This window comes from Corynebacterium ulcerans, from assembly GCF_000767685.1.
Classification (GTDB): domain Bacteria; phylum Actinomycetota; class Actinomycetes; order Mycobacteriales; family Mycobacteriaceae; genus Corynebacterium; species Corynebacterium ulcerans.
Genome location: NZ_CP009622.1, coordinates 97,721 through 112,526 on the forward strand (window position 1 = coordinate 97,721; position 14,806 = coordinate 112,526).

Annotated in this window: 12 protein-coding genes and 1 CRISPR repeat array; of the genes, 3 read left to right on the forward strand and 9 right to left on the reverse strand. The window is 52.8% G+C overall.

The genetic code is table 11. The features are described from left to right. Nucleotides 1-83 precede the first annotated feature (83 nt). Nucleotides 84-686, reverse strand: a complete 603-nt coding sequence (locus CULFRC11_RS00465) for a TetR/AcrR family transcriptional regulator (protein ID WP_023634849.1) — start codon at nt 684-686, stop codon at nt 84-86. Between the two features lie 106 nt (nt 687-792). On the opposite strand from CULFRC11_RS00465, the gene CULFRC11_RS00470 reads away from it, so the two are divergent. Beyond that, nucleotides 793-2,301, forward strand: a complete 1,509-nt coding sequence (locus CULFRC11_RS00470; protein WP_038620261.1) for an MFS transporter — start codon at nt 793-795, stop codon at nt 2,299-2,301. Between the two features lie 345 nt (nt 2,302-2,646). On the opposite strand, the gene CULFRC11_RS00475 is transcribed toward CULFRC11_RS00470, so the two are convergent. Further along, nucleotides 2,647-3,921 carry a Fic family protein gene (locus CULFRC11_RS00475; RefSeq protein WP_023634851.1) on the reverse strand — a complete coding sequence of 425 codons (1,275 nt, stop codon included), beginning with the start codon at nt 3,919-3,921 and terminating at the stop codon, nt 2,647-2,649. A 215-nt stretch (nt 3,922-4,136) separates the two neighbouring features. Here CULFRC11_RS00475 and CULFRC11_RS00480 point away from each other — a divergent pair, with 215 nt between their 5' ends. Beyond that, a complete protein-coding gene (locus CULFRC11_RS00480) occupies nt 4,137-4,394 on the forward strand; it encodes a hypothetical protein (RefSeq protein WP_031269835.1) in 258 nt (85 codons plus the stop codon). On the opposite strand, the gene CULFRC11_RS00485 is transcribed toward CULFRC11_RS00480, so the two are convergent. From CULFRC11_RS00485 to cas7g, 7 genes are all read right to left on the reverse strand, one after another. Further along, nucleotides 4,391-4,690, reverse strand: a complete 300-nt coding sequence (locus CULFRC11_RS00485; RefSeq protein ID WP_023634853.1) for a hypothetical protein — start codon at nt 4,688-4,690, stop codon at nt 4,391-4,393. The genes CULFRC11_RS00480 and CULFRC11_RS00485 overlap by 4 nt on opposite strands. Nucleotides 4,691-4,987: 297 nt before the next feature. Beyond that, nucleotides 4,988-5,529: a CRISPR direct-repeat array (repeat unit 36 nt; unit sequence ACCTCAATGAAAGGCTGCGACCGAAGCCGCAGCGAC). A gap of 193 nt (nt 5,530-5,722) precedes the next feature. Further along, the gene (gene cas2, locus CULFRC11_RS00490; RefSeq protein WP_023634855.1) at nt 5,723-6,022 is read right to left on the reverse strand and encodes a CRISPR-associated endonuclease Cas2; all 300 of its coding nucleotides are present in this window, start codon (nt 6,020-6,022) and stop codon (nt 5,723-5,725) included. After that, nucleotides 6,019-7,620 (reverse strand): CRISPR-associated endonuclease Cas4/Cas1, encoded by a 1,602-nt coding sequence (locus CULFRC11_RS00495; protein WP_023634856.1) that lies wholly within the window; start codon nt 7,618-7,620, stop codon nt 6,019-6,021. Before CULFRC11_RS00495 ends, cas2 begins: the two co-directional genes overlap by 4 nt. A 4-nt stretch (nt 7,621-7,624) precedes the next feature. Continuing rightward, nucleotides 7,625-8,656, reverse strand: coding sequence for a CRISPR-associated protein (locus tag CULFRC11_RS00500; protein WP_023634857.1), 1,032 nt, complete (start codon nt 8,654-8,656; stop codon nt 7,625-7,627). A gap of 4 nt (nt 8,657-8,660) precedes the next feature. Further along, nucleotides 8,661-11,342, reverse strand: coding sequence for a type I-G CRISPR-associated helicase/endonuclease Cas3g (cas3g, locus tag CULFRC11_RS00505; RefSeq protein WP_023634858.1), 2,682 nt, complete (start codon nt 11,340-11,342; stop codon nt 8,661-8,663). Beyond that, nucleotides 11,335-12,912 carry a type I-G CRISPR-associated protein Csb2 gene (csb2, locus tag CULFRC11_RS00510; protein ID WP_023634859.1) on the reverse strand — a complete coding sequence of 526 codons (1,578 nt, stop codon included), beginning with the start codon at nt 12,910-12,912 and terminating at the stop codon, nt 11,335-11,337. The genes cas3g and csb2 overlap by 8 nt, the downstream gene beginning before the upstream one ends. A 3-nt stretch (nt 12,913-12,915) precedes the next feature. Next, the gene (gene cas7g / locus CULFRC11_RS00515; protein ID WP_023634860.1) at nt 12,916-14,121 is read right to left on the reverse strand and encodes a type I-G CRISPR-associated RAMP protein Csb1/Cas7g; all 1,206 of its coding nucleotides are present in this window, start codon (nt 14,119-14,121) and stop codon (nt 12,916-12,918) included. A gap of 383 nt (nt 14,122-14,504) precedes the next feature. Between cas7g and CULFRC11_RS11265 the strand changes: the two genes are divergently transcribed. Beyond that, complete coding sequence (locus tag CULFRC11_RS11265; protein WP_158407522.1) at nt 14,505-14,756, forward strand: hypothetical protein; 252 nt, start codon at nt 14,505-14,507, stop codon at nt 14,754-14,756. The last annotated feature ends 50 nt before the right edge of the window (nt 14,757-14,806 follow it).

Here is a 14,806-nt window from a genome sequence, read left to right on the forward strand (position 1 = left end):
AAGTGAGTGTTCTGCCGATTGTGACCTATGAAGTGGTGGATGGCAAGGATTAGAAACCTACCCTTAGCAGGGAAAACCTACCCTTATGAATGGTCGCGTGGATTCCGCGGTTGAATGCGTGCTTCTTGTGGCTTGCCGACGATCCCCAGCGCGCCTTGCACGCATAGTGCGGTCACTTCCTGCACGTCATGCCCGCGTTCCAGTGCGCTGAAACCTGTGCTGAGCAGTCCCTGAATGAGTGCGGCTGCGAGTGCCGGATTGTTCAGATTAAACGGCGCAAGTAGGTTGCCTAGGGGTTCGATGAGCTGGCGGTGGCCATGAGCGATGTTCGCTTCAGCCTCTCCGCCGACACCTTGCGCCAACTCCATGAGCCAGCCGTGGTTTTCCACCGCCACGATCTGCACGTTTGTTGTGATATAGGCACACAGGGCTTCCGTGGGGGTGGTCGCCTCGCGGATAGCTTGGTTGATGGCATCCACGTAGTCGGGAAAGTGGCGCAGGATGACGCGTCCGCGCAGTTCATCCATGGATTCTACGTAGCGATAGAGCGAGTTACGGGCTAGTCCAACGCGCTGTGCGACGGCGCCCGCCGTAAGAGCTTCTACTCCGCCTTCGCGGAGCAGAGCCTCGGCTGCGTCGAGTATCGCTGCCTGCGTTTTTTCCCGATTTTCTTCCCGGCTACCCATGTTTTCCATTAAAGCACTTGCGTGAAGCGTCTCCGAATGTGCTTTAATGGACCCATAGTGCGACACCCTGTCGCAGTTTTGAAAGTGGTTTGAGAGAGGTTCCACCATGACCAAGGCATCCAACCGCTGGGCAGTGCTGACGATCCTGATGATCGGCGTATCGCTCATTGTTCTCGACTCAACAATCGTTTCTGTTTCACTTCCCGTGATCATCACGTCGCTCGATTTGAGCCTCACTGATGCGCAATGGGTCTCTTCTCTGTATTCCGTGGTCTTTGCCGCATTGCTGCTGTTCACGGGAACGCTGGGGGATAAATTCGGTCGCGTCCTCATCTTCCGTATCGGCCTTATCGTCTTTGCGCTTGCCTCACTGCTAGCAGCGGTAGCCGGCTCTGCGGCTCTTTTGATCCTGGCCGAGGGGTTGCAAGGTGTTGGTGGTGCGATGATCCTGCCATCCACATTGGCCACTATCAATACTGTTTTCCGTGACCAGGAACGAGCACGGGCGTTTGGAATTTGGGGCGCCACAATGGCATCGATGGCGGCCATTGGCCCGTTGCTCGGTGGTTGGCTCACGCAGTCGTTTTCGTGGCACTGGATCTTTTTGATCAACATTCCTATCGTCATTGCGCTGCTCATCGCCGGTCACTTTGTCTTCGGGCCGGACCATAAGGGAGCCATTGTTGGTTTTGATGTCCCCGGCACCCTGCTTTCTGCCCTGGCTCTCGGGTTGACGGTCTTCGGGGTCATTGAGGGGACGTCGTTAGGCTGGTGGAACTCCCCGGTGCCGTTCGCGATTGCCTGTGGACTTATCGCTGCCGTGCTTTTTATCGTCCTGGAACGCGCGCGCCAGCGGGCCGGCAAGCCGGTGCTTCTCGACGTCCGCCTCCTTCGCATCGGATCCTTTAGCAACGGCAATATCACCGCGCTGACCGTGGCACTAGGTGAATTCTCCGCATTGTTTGTTCTGCCGCTGTACCTTATTTCGGTACTGCGCCTAGGCACTATTCACGCAGGTTGGGTGCTTGCTACTTTGGCGCTTGGCTCGATCCTGTCCGGTGCGGCTGCTCGCCATCTGGCGGCCACATTTGGACCTGCGATCACTGTGATTATTGGACTCGTGCTGGAGGTGGTCGGTATTGCGGGAGCGGGCCTGCTGATCGGGCCGGCGACGTCGGCACCGCTTATTGCCCTGGTCCTGGCGATCTACGGCGCGGGCGTAGGGCTTGCCTCGGCGCAGCTGGCTTCTGTTGTGCTTGCCGACGTCCCCGTCGAATCCTCCGGCATGGGATCGGCCACGCAGTCGACCTCCCGCCAGCTCGGCTCCGTGCTCGGTGTGGCAATCGCGGGAACTGTCCTAGCAATCGACGTAGTGCGCCGGGTGGTCGAAGGGCTCACGAACCTCGGAATGACGGGGCCACAGGCTGAGCAGTTGGCGCACGCTACCGCCGATTCCGCTGGCGCCGCAATCCCTGCTCTGGCAGAAAAGATGGGGCCTGACGTGGGAAGTGCTCTCAGCGCAGCCTTTGCCGACGCCACCTCTTCGGTGCTGTACGTATCAGCCGGAGTGCTGCTGCTAGGGCTCATTTCTGCCGTGCGGTTGGCAAAGCGGTAGGGGCGGTTGCTGCTAGACCCATGCGGTCCAATGACCTGTGGTTTGGATAGTTTTGTTGGGGGTGGCTGGGCAGTGTGCATCGGCCGCTCCTGGCTTTAACGTTGAAACTGACAATGCATGTTTAATCGCTTTCCGTGCCCGAAAGTGCTTGACATGACTGTTTAGCAATTATCCAAACATTGAACGGGTAGATGGGTGATAGAAAACCACTAAACAAATCTCATCCGCGTCAACGTGGCCTGGGGATTGTGAGAATAGCGGGGTTCTAATCTCACAATGAATCGTGTAATTGCGGAAACCTTGGTGGAATAGCGGGGAAGTGAGCGCTGTGTCCAGTTCAGATAGTTAATGTTGAGGGAGCTCTGGCACTCCACGTCCCAGGGGTGGGGAGAGTCTGGTGTCAAAGCGACTGCTAGCGAGCTGTCGATCTGCGAGCGTAATGAGCTCAAGGATGTCGTCCGCATAATAGCCGGCGGTTCCGCGCACTCCAATAACCTTGACCCGTAGGACTCCCGCTTGCTCTAAGTCCTCTAATGCTCGGCGGGCATTGGATGCCGTAACGCCATACAAGCGTTCTAAGGTTTTGGCAGTAACTATAGGATGAGCTGCCAAGCCGGTAAGTAGCTTGAAGTCAATGGAGTCCTCACGCAATGCGCGGGTTTTACCTTGAGTCTTGCGATAGTCATCCACCATGCTGCGCCATTGCTCTTGAATGGCTTGTAGATCGGTAGCGATCAGCTCGGCTTGATGGACAGCTTGCTGCGTTGCGTCGAGGAACGTTTTCAGCCAAACGTTCAGATCGCCGCGTCGATAAGCGGTCAGTCCAGCGACATAAGCATCAGACCATGTGCCTAGGACAAGGCTGATGGGAAGCATGGTCTGGCGCGTTAGTCCGCGACGTAGCAGAACGCCATGAATGAGTGCCCTGCCGACGCGACCATTGCCATCTGCGAATGGATGAATCGTCTCAAACTGCGCATGGAGAATGGCAGCCTGGATTAAAGCGCCGTGAGCTGCACCGTTGGCATACTCACACAAATCTGTGACAAGAGCAGACACCTCTTCGGGTGGCGGTGGGATGAATTCGGCGCCGATGGGTGTGCGTCCTGATCCGCCGATCCAGTTCTGTATTGTGCGAATCCCGACCGGAACTGTTGGGCGGGGGCCAAGAAGTTCGGTCTGGAGTCTGCTGAGGTACCCCGGTGTAATCACCGGTTCTGTTGCGAAGGATTCTTCAATAGTGCGCAGAACCTGGAGGTTTCGGGCCACAGCTTCGGCACTTTCCTTGAAACCTCGTACTTGTTCGGACTGGGCGAGCTCTGCGAGGACCACTTTGTCCACATTGGGTGCGATGCCCTCGATGCGTGAGGAAGAAATCGCCTCAGATCGCATCAACAATCGGGCGATACTCTCTAAATGTTCGGAACCCTTATGGCTTCCCAGCGCAATAATCGAACGCTCAATCTCCGCAGATTTTTGGGCCAGCTCTGGGTCAATCACCAGGGATTTAGTGGAGAGGGTATCTGGAACATAGGCCTCATAGGCGCCACCGATTTTGTCACGGCGTGGCAGACCAGTTCCATCTGCTGGCAGCCAAAAACGTTGTTCATATCGAGGCATATATAACTCTTTTCCACACCTCAAACGGCTTGAGGTGATTGTTTAAGGGTTATTCAAACATATAGGGGAGGGGTGGGGCAATGGAAAAACATTGGTTAGTTGTGCGTGACCTGGTGATTGTGAGAATAAGAGGGGGTCTAATCTCACAATGAATCGTGTAATTGCGGAAACCTTGGTGGAATAGCAGGCTGCTACTCCGCTAAGCGGTAGTGCCTGTGTGTGCTGGAACTGGGTTCCTTCCGCTAAGCGCAAAGATCCGACTCCAAGAAGAACATTTTGGATTTTTCTATGAGACTGTAGACGAAACCTTTAAGAGCCTTACCGAAGGCGGCTACGGATTTGTCCGTGGAGAAGCAATCTGTGGGCCAACTACTTCCGGTCATGATTACCGAATTTCTGGAGAGATTTTTGCAGGATCGCATCATGGCTTTGGCATCTCTAGAGAAGTCCATCTTCCGTGCAATGTGAACTAGTTAGTGCACATGAGCCAGGCTTTTAGTTCTTTTTCTGCGCGCTCACAACCACCTGGGTAGTTTTTGTTTAGCTCTTCAGCTACAGAATCGAAAACTTTTTTAGCGAGAGCTTCGGCGTGGTCAGGCTGAAGCTGCCCTTTTAACTCGTTTAAGGGGACGGAGAGGGAGGCATAAGGGCTAGGTCGAAAAGAATAAGACCGCATGTCATCAGCGTATATTCGGATGGTTGTCCCCAAAATCTGAGATTCAAGGATAACGTTTCCGAATACTAAGGACGATAGTTTTTTCTCTTTCATATTGGGCAGTCTACGGAAATAAAGCAGTACTAGCTGCTGGCCCTAGGCGATGGACTGGATAGATCGTTCTGTGGCGTTGAACAATGCAAATGCGAGTCGTGTATCCGAAGTGCGTACATGCCCCGTAGGGGTGTGTGGTGACATTGAAAAATGAATGAGCGCCAGGCAGCTCCAACTACCTGACGCTCGCTTATCACCCAGTACCAGCTGGGGAGAAAGCACGGCTATGAGCCCGTGCCATTGCGCAGATCTCGAGCACCAGCGCGTCCGATGAGGACCGCGCAGCCCTACAGCGTCACCTCAATGAAAGGCTGCGACCGAAGCCGCAGCGACTGGGGATTTGACCACCATGTAGGGCCATGGTCACGGACCTCAATGAAAGGCTGCGACCGAAGCCGCAGCGACGTGCCCCGTAAGAAGGGCGATAAGGCGCGCATGTGGACCTCAATGAAAGGCTGCGACCGAAGCCGCAGCGACTCCCATGGCGCGGTTGAAGGCGTTGAAGTCGAATGCACCTCAATGAAAGGCTGCGACCGAAGCCGCAGCGACGAAGCCATAAGAAAGTGGCGAGAGCAAAAAGACGCAACCTCAATGAAAGGCTGCGACCGAAGCCGCAGCGACCTGCCTCGGTGCGGAAGAAATTGCGGTCGAAGTCGCCACCTCAATGAAAGGCTGCGACCGAAGCCGCAGCGACACCCCCGCCTACTGGGTGAGGATGTGGTTCTCGCATGACCTCAATGAAAGGCTGCGACCGAAGCCGCAGCGACACAACGCGGATCGGGCGATTGATGTTCGCCTCGCAAACCTCAATGAAAGGCTGCGACCGAAGCCGCAGCGACAGCCCCCTCATTTTAACTGACTTAACCTCGGTATTTGCCCTTTTATGGCGAAGTTCTCGACTTTTATGAAGTTATTTTCCAAAGGGGTGATTGTTGTTGCTCTATGAAAACCATAATGACAAGGGAAAACGTGACCGCGAAGACCTCCCGGGATTTTTAAAGTCCGCAGGGTCTTCGCGGTAGTTTCTTGCTGCTAGATAATCAGAAATTCATTGTCAGTGATCTCTTGTTTTCTGCCTTCGTAAGTAAACGTGGTGTCTACCTTCGACAGCAGTCCAAGGTCGCAATATAAAACGGAATCTTCCTCAGCGTTAATAATGAGTTTTATTTCATCCTTTAGCCGAAGCAGCTTTGCAGGGCTGCAATCGACAACAAAAACGCTGTATTGGATCCTGTCGCCATATTTTTGCAAGGTCTTCGCTAGCTTATTTCGACGTCTATCGTGGGCAATATCGTAGGCGATAATCGTACGACGAACATCATCCCGCCTCATCGTATCTTCACTCCTTTGTATCGAAGCTGGGTTCCGTCTAATACTCCGAGCATCATCCTGGCTTGAACTTCAATTGCGCGCCGCCAGGAAACGCTGTACCCAAATGTGGGATGTTTGAACTGGGTTTGGATCCTTCGCTCAAAGGCTTTGACTATTTTCTTTCTTCCGTCTGTGGTGAGCGCTTGCCCTTTGTCGCGGATAAAGAAGTCTCGGGAAGAAATCTCGCGTCGGTTGATCAACGTTAGAACAACCGAATCAGCTACCACTGGTCGGAACTCCTCCATCAGGTCGAGAGCAGCTGCTGGTTTGTTTCGATTACTACTGTGCAGAAAACCGGCATGAGGATCTAACCCACAAGCAATGAGCGCTCGTACGCATTCCGCAGTGAGCATTCCGTACGCGTAGTTGAGCAGTACATTGATGTGATCTTGTGCCCCTCGCCCTTTTCTTCCTAGCCACTGGGCTCCCAGGCTATGAAGAGCGGCGTCGTTAAGCATTGATCCAAAAGATTCAAAATATTTGCTAGCAGCCTCGCCCTCAACCCCAAACAAAGACGGGATGTCGTTTACTGTTCGTGCAGTTTCCTGGAGCCTGCGCAGCGATGCAACTGCTTCTTTAGCCGAGCCGTGTCTGCGTAGCATCGTTGCTTGGTTATAGATTTTGGAACTAATAATCTCACTGGCAATAGGAATGAAACCAGTTTCAGCCAGTACATGTTGCCGGACACGTGCTAGTCCATTTGGCCCATCGCCGGGTAGCATCCAGCCATATAGCCGGCCAGTACTTGAGCACCACACCACTGGCCGATGCTGCCACGCCAGCTCCCTGATGAGGGCGCTTGAGAGATCAATGTTGCCGTGGAGCACTACTGCCTGAACGCGCTCAATCGGCACGGAACCGAGAAGTTCTGATTTTCTGTGGACCTCGATTCTTCCGTTTTTCTTTGAAGCACGTGACCCTTGCTCTGTAAGGTGCAGTACTTGGCTGTCAGGGTTTTGAGCCAGGACACGTCGCTGTGGTTGTCTTTGCAAGAGTTCATCGGGAAGACATACAGATAAGTGGGAGCACCACGTGCACTGAGGATCTTCATCCAACGGGACAGGAGAAGTACTCGCTTGAGCTATTTCATGAGTCCGTAGTGCTTGAGTTTTCGCATGCTCAAAATCGGCAGAACTCAACTCCACTTCGATTGTTTTTCGATGATCCGTGAAATACACAGCATATTCGAGCTTTTTATACCCCATTTCTCTGAGGCATATCCCTTGCAAAGCCAGTTGTAGCCTGTTGGCATCAGTGACTATTGGTGCCTTACGGACAGGAGTTGCTTTGAATTCGACTACTCGTATGGTTCCGTCTGGCAAAGACTCGAGACTATCGCAGATGCCTAGGATTCCGAGTTCATCTGACCAGACTTTTACAGATACTTGTCGGTGGGGCGTGGAAGTTTTGAGGTTATCAACATGGACGTGTGAGCTCTTTCCAGCTTGCATCTGATACGTATCGGTCTGCTCACCGTTGAGCTCAAGCCAGGTTCTGCGCTCGCAGTATTCGGTGTGCACAACCAAGCTGATCGGGACCGGGTCGATGAGTGCCTGCATTGTCTTAACCCAACGGAAGCACAGAACCCGGTTGGACTTGCCGTTCCGGTGCGCTCGAACTGCCGGCCTTTTTTATGTCAAACAGTGCTACGGCATTAATCCCATGTTCTAGCAGCCATTTGCTTGCCGACACCACCGCAGTGGTGCCGATATCACCTGTCCGGACAAGCTCTCCTCCAATGCACGCAATAGCCTCTGACCTAAGGACAGAGCGTGCTCGTCCTAAAGAGATTGGGGTGGAAGACATGGGAAGAACCATCAGCACTGGGTGGAGTGCTTGAGGCGGGAATGCACCCGGTGTTACCGATTTTTCCTTGATTTGTGGCGCGAGTTGGAAAGATGCAATGCCCAGTAGACCTACAAATGCAAGGGCTACGTCGGTGGGGCCGGGTGGTGTTAATCCTGTCGAAGTCCTTGAATCGGGAGAATTCTTTCCTAATGGATCATGGACTTGTTTTCCTTGAATTCCCGCAAGTATGTCCTCGTTTGTCCAGGAGGAAAGTTCGTCCACCATCAAGCTGAGCCTGTGTTGAACAAACTCTTCTCCTCGATTGCGGGTTTTCATTTCCCACCGAGATGCCCCATGATCTGGCCGAGGGGCTTTTTTCTCATTATGCCAATAGGACGGTTCCCCTAAAGCTGAGATGAAAGAGAGATCCAGCCAGCGCTTATCCGCAAGAAGCTGATCGACGTGCGACGTGCGAATGTGGTGATGTTCTTCCCAGTCGTGTGGGGATTTTTCTGCATCAATCGCCTTGATCCGCGGAGAAAAAGGAGCGAATCGTTTCCCGGCGTAGTCTTTTCGAGCCTTGACCCAAGAAGAATCCTCCGACCACCGAGTTGCTAATTCCCGGATGCGCTGAGCAATGAGGAGGGGGTCGTAGATACTTCTTAATTGAGCCTTGGGTTCAGAATCTAAAGACCACATCAACCTAACAGAATTATCTCCCATCTCTTCTGCCACAGCTGCTAAGCCCAACAAAGCGAAGTGACTGAGTGCGCTTGAAGCATCGCCTGCGATATTGATCGTAAACACAGAGCTACCTTCCTTCCGATGAAACGTGAGCGTCAGCTGCCCGCTGCAAAGCCTCTAAGTAAGCCATGGCATAAGGGCCGATTGTCCTGTTTGTTCGCTCGATGATGCTGTCCCATTCGCCCTCGGAGAAGAGGTGACGTGCCGCTGCCTGCTCCTGATCAGTGGCGAGCGGGGAAATCATTTCCCAGGAGGAATACGGGAAAGTGGATCTTCCGTGGCCGTGACTGCATCCCACTATCCGCAGGATCAGTTCCGTTTCTGGAGTGTCATACCCGAGCTGAACTGCAACTTTGAGGGCGGAAAGCTGCTCATGGCGCCATTTTGGTGGCACACCAGAGATGTTCTTTGCGCGGCGAATCTCTTGTCGATTCCTCTGCGCACTTTTGGCCCAGGGTTCCTGATCATCCGATGTTTTTCCACCACGCAACCACGTCTGGAATCGTGGCTCTATTTTTCCGTCATCGTGATGCGCTGCTGCTTGGACGACGATCTGGTGGAAGTCATGGTGTAATCCCACACTGGTACACAGGTTGTCTGCTTGTTCAGCAACATCAGCTTGATGCTGTTGAAGTGTTACCGTCTTGGACGTTGGTGACCATTCCTGGAGAGCCTCTTCTTCTGCTCGGATAGCATCGTCGGTTTCAGTGATGTACCACGGCACTACTGCATCAAACCCATGGCGGTGATCGGTTTCAAGCACCATTGTGGAGCACTGAAAGCCCTTTGGCCGTTGACTCTCTGTAGGAGTTTCTTCTGGATCTTCGCTTAGCTCGGCTGCAATCTGTTTAAAGCTTTCGGCCTCTGTTTTGTCCATCGCGGAGTCAAATACATGAACGTCAATTCCAGGAAGTGGAGCTGGGTCGATGAGCTCGGAGGCTTCGGGCGTCGCCGAGGCGACACCTTCCGTGGTAAAAGGCGTGCCGGGTTCGATAATGAGGATATCGGTAGGACGAAGTGGTTTGTTGTGATCGAGTAAAACTACCTCACTGTCTCGATATAAGAATGCGCGGTGTCTAACTGCTGAAGCTTTTTGTTTGAAAGATTCTTCAGTAGGGGCCAATACATCTTTGAGTCTGTTCAACACCGCGATGTTGGCGGGGAAAGTTTCAAAATCCTGGGGTTTTGTGGCATTGAGTAGTTCTACTGCTGCGTTGGAATCTTCCGGCAATGGGGACCGGACAACTACGCCGCCAAGAGCAGGGTCTTTTTCCAACGAGTCTCTTAACCACAGATCCAGGTCTGGTTCAGCAAACAGGGGATCGGTTGTTCTGCATAAATTGTGGAGGTCTGCCCATTCCAGGCGCTGCAATAATACCCGACCAGGTGATTCTTCAGGAGCAGGAAGCTCAAGTAATCTTCTCGGGTTTACCGTTCCGGCCTCTGCTAATTGCTCTAGCCATGCAAGAGAATTGAGGAGATCCTTGCGGGTATAAGGAGGTACATCTGTCTTGATCGCGTCTGCAGTTGACGGGACAAGTACAGAAACCTCGCTCCTTACGCGGTGTCCGAGTCGATTGACCCGGCCAAAGCGCTGTGTCAGAGATGATCCTGGTGCGAGTTCAGTGACTAGGTGAGCAAAATCGACGTCAACGCCAACCTCCATGGTTTGAGTAGCCACCAGCACGTCTACTTCTTGAGAGCCTTGAATGGTGAAAAGCCCTGGTCGCCGAGCCTTCATCTGTGCAACATCATGCGGCCGCATCCTGCCCACTAAGATTTCGCTGCGTAGACCCTTTTTCTTGAGTATCCGGTGGATTTTTGTGGCCGTTTCCACGTGGTTTACGATGCAGCCCACAGTACTGTCTGCATCGGCGCATAATCTGAGGACCTCTTCAACTGCGGTGGCGATGATCTCAGAGTTCTTGGGTCGTCCATTCCATTTTTTGAGCTTTAAGAGCGAAAGATGCTTGGACGAATCGATGCGCTGAGCAATGACTGGATCACGCTCACAATCTTCTTCGAATACACCGATGCTCTGGGCAAGACCTAGGGTCTCAGTGGATGTTGCTGTTGCAGCGACAACTTGCAATCGCGGCACGTGAAGATCTACTTCCAACTCCTGCAATGCAGCTATACGACGCGCAGTCGTCAGGAGCTGACGGTTCAAATGTGACTCGTCGAGAAGCACAACGGCATCCATCGTAAAAAGCGCGGTTTCTCTAGGACGGGCTAGCCTTCCGGAACCATAGCCTCGGAACAAAGCACGTGATCCCCACATGTCCGGTGTAGCCGCGATGATGGCGCAAGCTTCAAGGCTATTTACCGGCAGAGTCTTATTTGTGAGCGCGCCACGTAACCGACTGACGATAAACGGGTCTTGATGTGCATCAGACCTTAAGCTGGTTAGTGCTTGAGATAGTGTTGCCAATACCGAGCCGGCTTTAGCCTCTTGCATTGTGCGCAAGATTGTTTCTGCACGATCAATGTGGCTATCTACTAATGCTCGGCGGTTAACCACAACGCTAAGACGCCTGGGAACTCGGGGGCATTCTCCCAGGGCATATAAGGCGTTGAGATAGAGGTGTACATCGACAACAGACGACTTGCCAGTTCCGGTGGGAGCTACGATCTGTGCTGGCCAGGTGCCTGTTTTTATTACGGCATCGACTAGACGTTGTTGCCACGCGAAAGGACGGTGGCCGTCGTTGAGCTCAGCAAAGAATGCATCGAAAGTAATGCTAGGCATGAGTCATCTCGCTTGTCATCGTTTCGAATTCACTTCTGGGAATATCCACAGGGATTAACAGACCTCCGCCCAGATGGCGTGATTGCCCCAGTGCAATGATCGCTCTATCCTGCTGGAGGCTCCCCAAGTGCACGAGACCTCGCCAAGGTTGGATGGTTAAACTCCTGTTGGTCCTGTGGACAAAGCTACGGGTATTTCTGCTTACGGGGTGATCATGAAAAATCCGTACGTCTGCGTTATAGGCCGCGTCGCGTAGTTCGACATAGCGTGCAGGGCCAGTTTCCTTGGTCGGGAAGTTGTCGCGCCAGACGAAGGCCACTGAGAGTAAGCCTGCATCCGCCAGGCGCCACAGCACACCTTGTTGCTTATTGTGGGGTCGCGATTCTGGGATAAAGACGTTTAATGGCTCCCACATACGGATGGTTCCTGGTTGAGGAGCTGGCCAAAATGCATCGCCTCTGAATACGTGACCGCTGTACTTAAGCTGGCACAAGAATTTTCCACCGCTTCTGAGTGGAAAAGGTCCGGTGAGTGCTTGGTTGAGCTGCTCGTACACAGTGGAATCAGCATCTTGTGGAACAAGAAGTGCGAACGCTGAGGTTTTCAATCCAAGCGCTTCTAAGTGACGATGCGGTATGTATTGGATGGCTAAATTATTTGCTGGTCTTTGTGCCCCAGCTGCATAACGCCCAGTGATAACTGGCGAGACATCCGTTCTAATTCTGGCAATAAGCGCTCGATGGAGGGCAACAGCTGCGCGAACCTGTTCTTTCGCCTCTAGCTGTTTACCGTGTACCTCCAACAAAATGACTTTTGTCCAGGGCGTTGCACATTCCTTATCCGCAGCGTTGACACGTAGATAGCGAGCCGTACCTAAGTGATCTTTGGGGATCGGAGGATCATGGATCGGGTCATCTTTTAAGAACTTGTCCGCTTTTTTGGAAGGAGGCTTCTTTCCATACCTCGCATGGAACACTTCTCTGAGGTGCTGAGTGCGTCCAGGCAGCGCTATTCGGACTTGTACGCGTTCGGTTGAAAAAGCGGTCGCTTGAGGATCAAGAGTAAGCGTGGCTTCGATTTCTTGCTGTTCAAGTACTACGAGAGAAGAAGCTTCTCCTAGGCATGCGACATCGGGGAGCAATGCGGTAATGGCTTCTGCTATATCCACGGGCATCTCGTCCCAGATATACCCATAAGCTCCATTGACGGATACGCCATCGGAGACAGCACGATTCTCAGTAGCACGCGTTACGCCGGTTTTGTCGATCTTCACTGAGCCTACGTTTCGGTACATCATTCGTGATGTATCCGGGGAGAGCCATTGCTGTTCAGGCATCGCTAAACCGGTGGGGGGATGTGCTTCTAACCACTGCAGTGCTTGTAGCGATTGTTGGCTGGGCCTGAGTTGGTGTTCGTTGGGATCTTCTTCTGCATGAACACCTTGAGCTGCCGCATTCATAAGCGCCGCGTGCAACCGAGCCGGATCCGGGTATGCGTCTCGGTTAGCGTCGCCGGTATGCCCCAGGTAGACCCCCAGCGGGAATCTTGCAGTGAGACAATATTTTGGCATTTGTTACTCTGCCTCTGCGTCGTCTTCAGTGGCTCCGCGCAGTACAACTGGATTGCCTGTGACGTGGAGTATTTGCCCCTCCCAGTTCGCGACCCCGCATGCGCTAGCTTTGGCAATTGCTTCCTTGAGTAGCTCGTCCGCTGCTTCCACCGAAATAGGTTCTAGTTCACGCTTTTCTCCGTAGCGTAGATCAAGAGTGACGACCGGCTTTCCCTGTTCTACAAGGTCGCAGTTGGCTCGGATATTTAGCTCTGATTCGGCGCGTGCCATAGCTGCTAGCCCCAGTGCCGCGAGCAGGGCGCGAGCTGCGATATCTTGCTCTGCGGTGCCGCCGAAGCGCAGCTGACGAAGCGCAGCAAAGCTCAATGCCCAGGAGCGAATAATTCTTTGGCACGCCACTCCGCCCAATGAATCAAGCGATGGGGGAAACGCGCCAAGTCCAAGAGGGGAGGCGGAAATAGTCTCGCCCTTCTTGGCTTTTTTCACCTGATCATCCAGTTTTGAACGAGTTTTCTGAGTTAGCTCATGGTTTTGAGCTAAGGCGGCTTCTTTAAGATCAGCTCCAGTCATTTTTACACTCGCGGCCACCGGGTCTACTCGCGCGCCACCGCGCCGTGAATACGATTCCGCGCGGTGCTGGTTGGCCAACACTCCGATGATTTCTCCGACTAAAGCGCTGCGCAGCTTCACTTGGTCGCTCTTGCGGCTAGCATCCCAGCCGCCAAAAATAAGTGCGGACGGAGCCAAATTGAGTAGCGGTTTCATGTTGCGTGGTGTGGAATTCCGGGCGGAAATATAGAGATCATTCTCGGTTGTTGGTTTACCGTCGATTGACCCTGCGCGGATATGTCCATCTGTAAAGCGGTGGGGTAGTTCCAAATCGGAGAAGACTTTGCTGTCGTTGTAAGAAACTTCAATTCTGGGGATTCGGTTGAGGATTTCATTCCCCTCATTGATGGCCTGCATCACTGCTGCTTCCGCGCGATTGAGCTGAGACTGTTTGGAATCAATAAGAACAGTTCGCTTGGACTCACCGTCTATAAAGCGGTCCTCAAAAGCAAAGACAGACTCTGAACGATTGACAAACTTTGCAGGTGTTACTGATCCATGCTGGCCGACTGCGGCCTCGAGTTCCGTTATAGAGGTGAGGACTGAAGATCCTCCTGCGCTGCAGGCCTTAACCAAGTCTGTATAAGAAAGCATTCCCATTGCTTGTGATCCTTTGCCTTATTGGTGGAGGCCGCCTCACTCCATATTTTCTGCGATTCGGCCATTTAGTGACGATTCTAGAAAACTAAAGCAAGGGAGTCAATGGAAAATTCTTTATTAACCTCTTTTCATCTCATGTAGATTTTACTAGGATAGGGAGAGCAAGCGCGGTAATTTTTGTTTTGGGATTGACCTCTTTTCATCGCATCCCTGAATGAAAGACCGCGCTTGCTCACGGCCCATCATACTGAAATAGCGCGGAAGGAGCTGCGGACATGGCAAAGCCATTGATGATCGGGAGTGATGTTTTGATGGACGACTCGTCATTGTCGCTGGAATTAGTTCGCTCGCTGTTCGCTCTGCAGTGTGGGAGGTGATGGCATATGGAAACAAACAGCGTTGATGCTTCTGAGGAAGCTTATTCAGTGCTTTCCCCTGCAGAAACCGTTTATGGCTCAGGTCACATCCTGTGCACAGTAAGCCTGGTTGATCTATGTTCTAGGGTTGTTGGAATTGGTGAGATAGTGCGGGTTCGACTTTCTCGGGCGATGCCCAGGCTTTCCCTGCGAATGCTGCGACAACGATCTGGGCGAAGCCTTCTTCTTCGTCTTGAATTAAGTATGCAGCGCCAGTAGTGTCATGCTGTTTATGCAGGTCAAAATGGAAAAACTGGCAACATAACACT

Bases quoted from the DNA above. Each gene is read 5' to 3' on its own strand.
- CULFRC11_RS11265 (WP_158407522.1), top strand. From the start codon at position 14,505: ATGGAAACAAACAGCGTTGATGCTTCTGAGGAAGCTTATTCAGTGCTT.
- CULFRC11_RS00470 (WP_038620261.1), top strand. From the start codon at position 793: ATGACCAAGGCATCCAACCGCTGGGCAGTGCTGACGATCCTGATGATC.
- cas3g (WP_023634858.1), bottom strand. From the start codon at position 11,342: ATGCCTAGCATTACTTTCGATGCATTCTTTGCTGAGCTCAACGACGGC.
- CULFRC11_RS00465 (WP_023634849.1), bottom strand. From the start codon at position 686: ATGGGTAGCCGGGAAGAAAATCGGGAAAAAACGCAGGCAGCGATACTC.
- CULFRC11_RS00475 (WP_023634851.1), bottom strand. From the start codon at position 3,921: ATGCCTCGATATGAACAACGTTTTTGGCTGCCAGCAGATGGAACTGGT.
- CULFRC11_RS00485 (WP_023634853.1), bottom strand. From the start codon at position 4,690: ATGAAAGAGAAAAAACTATCGTCCTTAGTATTCGGAAACGTTATCCTT.
- cas2 (WP_023634855.1), bottom strand. From the start codon at position 6,022: ATGAGGCGGGATGATGTTCGTCGTACGATTATCGCCTACGATATTGCC.
- CULFRC11_RS00495 (WP_023634856.1), bottom strand. From the start codon at position 7,620: ATGCAGGCACTCATCGACCCGGTCCCGATCAGCTTGGTTGTGCACACC.
- cas7g (WP_023634860.1), bottom strand. From the start codon at position 14,121: ATGGGAATGCTTTCTTATACAGACTTGGTTAAGGCCTGCAGCGCAGGA.
- csb2 (WP_023634859.1), bottom strand. From the start codon at position 12,912: ATGCCAAAATATTGTCTCACTGCAAGATTCCCGCTGGGGGTCTACCTG.